General features: G+C 72.3%; 5 protein-coding genes. 3 read left to right on the forward strand and 2 right to left on the reverse strand.

The annotated features are described in order from the left end of the window. Positions 1–202: 202 nt before the first annotated feature. Positions 203–997, reverse strand: a complete 795-nt coding sequence (locus AB0J04_RS45630) for a 2-phosphosulfolactate phosphatase (protein ID WP_363174638.1) — start codon at positions 995–997, stop codon at positions 203–205. Between the two features lie 40 nt (positions 998–1,037). Then, positions 1,038–1,223 (reverse strand): hypothetical protein, encoded by a 186-nt coding sequence (locus AB0J04_RS45635; protein WP_363174639.1) that lies wholly within the window; start codon positions 1,221–1,223, stop codon positions 1,038–1,040. Between the two features lie 215 nt (positions 1,224–1,438). On the opposite strand from AB0J04_RS45635, the gene AB0J04_RS45640 reads away from it, so the two are divergent. The 3 genes from AB0J04_RS45640 (at position 1,439) to AB0J04_RS45650 (ending at position 3,263) form a co-directional block, all read left to right on the forward strand. Beyond that, positions 1,439–1,789, forward strand: coding sequence for a metalloregulator ArsR/SmtB family transcription factor (locus AB0J04_RS45640; protein ID WP_363174641.1), 351 nt, complete (start codon positions 1,439–1,441; stop codon positions 1,787–1,789). A 173-nt stretch (positions 1,790–1,962) separates the two neighbouring features. Further along, positions 1,963–2,445, forward strand: a complete 483-nt coding sequence (locus AB0J04_RS45645; RefSeq protein ID WP_363174642.1) for an oxidoreductase — start codon at positions 1,963–1,965, stop codon at positions 2,443–2,445. Beyond that, positions 2,442–3,263, forward strand: a complete 822-nt coding sequence (locus AB0J04_RS45650) for a proton-conducting transporter membrane subunit (protein WP_363174643.1) — start codon at positions 2,442–2,444, stop codon at positions 3,261–3,263. The genes AB0J04_RS45645 and AB0J04_RS45650 overlap by 4 nt, the downstream gene beginning before the upstream one ends. Positions 3,264–3,340: the final 77 nt, after the last annotated feature.

Below are 3,340 nucleotides of genomic sequence, written 5' to 3' on the forward strand. Positions count from 1 at the left end.
CGCCCTGAACGCCTTCGACATCACCTTCGACGGCCGACTCTCAGCAGCCCGTCAGTAGCCCCAACACCCTGGTTACACCGCTCGTTTGACAGACCGTGAGCTGGGGGTTCGTGGAATGTGAGGAGGGGATGCATGTTTGTGACAAGGGGGTGGATGCGGTGCGTCGAGGTCCGGCCGGTGGGGTGACGCCTGACCTTGCCGCTCATCCCCGGGCGAACGCGCCGTCGCCGTCCCGTACGGGGACGAGCGGGCAGGCGTCCTCCTCTGTGGCGATCGCGAGGTCCTGGACGAAGCCCAGCTCGGTCAGTTGGCGGCCCGAGGCGCCGTTGGCGATCGCGCGGGCGAGGTCGGCGGTGCCGTCGTAGGCCGCCTTCACGGCGGCGGCCTCCGCGGACAGCGGGCCTACGCTCTGGGAGTGCAGGTCGCTGATGAGGGCTCCGGCGCCGAGGAGGTCTTCGAGGGCGGGGCGCAGTCGGCCGTCGGGCCACTGCTCTCCGGCGGCGATCACCGCGATGGGCCGGGCGAGGGTGCCGTAGCCGTGGGAGGTGAGCCAGGTGCCGACGGCGGTGACGTTGCGCAGGCACGCGGCGACCAGCGGCGCCTCGCGTGGGGTGGCGGCCGCTATGGACGCGCCGTTGGGCGAGGGCAGCACCAGGCGGGCCACGAACGGGGCGGCGCGCAGGTGCGCGGGGGAGAGGGACCACGGGGTGGCGGGGGTGATGGAACCGCGCCCGGCGGCCAGTCGGGCGCCGGACTGGCGGGCGTAGGCCTCGGCGGCCATGGCCGCGGCCGCGTGCTCGGTGTCGCTCGCGCCGGAAGCCGGCCACCAGAAGGGAAGGACGCGTATGTCCTTCTCGACGGCGATGCTCACCGCCGTGGTGAACGACAGCACGTCCACGACGGCCAGGCAGGCCGCCTCCTTGGCGAGGCGGGCCGCGCCCGCGGGTCCCCATTCGAAGCGGACCCCGCTGCCGGACTGGGTCTGCCACCCACCCATCGTGCCCCTCCCGTTACCCGGTCGGCCTGCCTTGCACGGATCAGCTGCGGTCGTCCTTCTGGCCAGGCGGTGAGACGTGGCGGCCGAAGGACAGCTTGAGCATGCTGGCGTGACCGCAGCCCGGACAGAAGCCGTCGGGGCCGACGGCGGCCGGGCGGCACTTCAGGCGGCAGGCGGGGCACTTGAACCAGGTGACGCCTATACCGCGAAGTGGGGTGATCCTCATGCAAACCTCCCTCGCGTAACCTCAGTAATTGCTAATGTTAGCAATTGTAGAGGTCGTCACCGCTGGAATCCGGTGGTCCGGTGTCTCGGCGCGGATTCGGCGTTGTCGGCTGCGCGGGTGAGGATGGGCCGCATGTTCGTGACAAGTGGGTGGATGCGATGCGTCGAGGTCCGGCCGGCGGTGCCGTGCTGTTGCTGCGGGGAGGGGACGGCCCGGTGAGCACGCCTCTATACCAACTGAAAGCCGAATTCTTCAAGACGCTCGGGCATCCGGCACGCATCCGGGTCCTGGAGCTGCTGAGCGTGCGCGAGTACGCGGTGGCGGAGATGCTGCCCGAGGTCGGGATCGAGCCCGCGCACCTGTCCCAGCAGCTGGCGGTGCTCCGGCGGGCGAACCTGGTCGTGACCCGCAAGGAGGGATCGACCGTGTACTACTCGCTGACCAGCCCACATGTTGCCGAGCTTCTGCGGGTCGCGCGCACCATTCTGTCCGGGGTGCTGGCCGGGCAGGCCGAACTGCTCGCCGATCTCCAGGCCGCCCAGGGCCACGGCAAGCCGCCGCCGTAGCGCGGCGGCCCAAAGACGGCGGCCGTCTCCCGTGAGGTGGACAGCGGAAGCAGATCGCCAGACGGCCGCCTCCTCCCTTCAGACAGGAGCGCCAGAAGGCGCGCCGTAACTCCGGCCGCCGGATGGCTCGTTAGCCACCCGCGGAGACGCCCTCACCGCACGAGGAGAGGTTCATGGGGCTGTTGCGCAAGATCCGTGACACGGGGCGGGTGGCCGAACCCGCGCCGCCGCGCCCGGAGGGCGACGTGCCGGAGAAGGCGCGGGAGCTGGGCGGATCGGTGCAGGTGCGGTGCGTGGACGCGGGCTCCTGCAACGGCTGCGAGATCGAGATCGCCGCGGCCTTCAATCCGGTGCACGACACCGAGCGGTACGGGGCGCGGCTGGTGGCCTCGCCCCGGCACGCGGATGTGGCGCTGGTGACCGGCCCGGTGACGCGGAACATGGCGGAGCCGCTGCGCCGCACGGTCGCCGCGATGGGCGAGCCGAGGCTGGTGGTCGCGGTCGGGGACTGCGCGATCGACTGCGGGGAGTTCGCCGGCGGCTACGGCGTCGAGGGCGCGGTCTCCGACGTCGTGCCGGTGGACCTGGCGGTGCCCGGGTGCCCGCCGGAGCCGGGCGAGATCGTGGCGGCCCTGCGGAGGGTGACCGGCCGGTGAGCGTTATCCCCGCCGCCCTGGCGACGGCTACCTCGCTGGGCGGCGCGGGAGCGCTGGCCGGGGCCGGCCTGCCACACCGGGTGCGCGGTGCGGTGGTGGGCGTGCTGACGGCGGGTGTGGGGGTGAGCGGTGGCGCGGCGGGAGTGGCCGCACTGGGCGGAAGCCGGTGGACGGCCGCATTGCCCGGGGTGCTGCCGCTGGCCGGAACGCACCTGGCCGTGGACGCGCTCGCGGGGCTGTTCATGGCGGTGGCGGGGGCCGTCGTGACGGCTGTCGCGGTGTACGGCATCGGCTACGCGGCCGGTCACGGCCCGCACGCGTTCGCTTCCCGCACGGCGCAGGCGGTGCTGCCGCTGTTCGCCCTCAGCCTGGTTCTGGTGCCGGTGGCGGCGTCGGTGTCGACGTTCCTGCTGCTGTGGGAGCTGATGGCGCTCGCCTCCCTGCTGCTGGTCCTGGCCGAGCACCGTGAGCGGGCCTCGGTACGCCAGGCCGCGCTCTGGTACGCGGTGATGACCCATCTGGGCCTGGTGCTGCTGCTCGCCGGGTTCGCTCTGTTCGCCGCGCAGGCGGGCGGGGAGACGTTCACCGCGCTGCGGGAGGGCGCGCGGGCGGTGTCGCCGACGGTGCGAGGTGTGGTGTTCGTGCTGGTCGCGGCCGCGTTCGCGTCGAAGGCGGGCGCGGTGCCGCTGCACGTCTGGCTGCCGCGCGCCCACCCGGAGGCGCCCAGCCCGATCTCGGCGCTGATGAGCGCCGCCATGGTCAACCTCGGCGTCTACGGTCTCGTGCGCACGGGGCTAGACCCAATGCCGTGTAGTTAGGCGCGGGGCTGACGTGTCAAGCCGCCTGAAGCGGAGATGGAGCTCCTGCTAGAACCGTGTCGACCAAGATCACTGTT

Origin of the sequence: Streptomyces sp. NPDC050263 (assembly GCF_040655955.1) — a bacterium.
Lineage (GTDB): Bacteria > Actinomycetota > Actinomycetes > Streptomycetales > Streptomycetaceae > Streptomyces.

Bases quoted from the DNA above. Each gene is read 5' to 3' on its own strand.
- AB0J04_RS45630 (WP_363174638.1), bottom strand. From the start codon at position 997: ATGGGTGGGTGGCAGACCCAGTCCGGCAGCGGGGTCCGCTTCGAATGG.
- AB0J04_RS45645 (WP_363174642.1), top strand. From the start codon at position 1,963: ATGGGGCTGTTGCGCAAGATCCGTGACACGGGGCGGGTGGCCGAACCC.
- AB0J04_RS45635 (WP_363174639.1), bottom strand. From the start codon at position 1,223: ATGAGGATCACCCCACTTCGCGGTATAGGCGTCACCTGGTTCAAGTGC.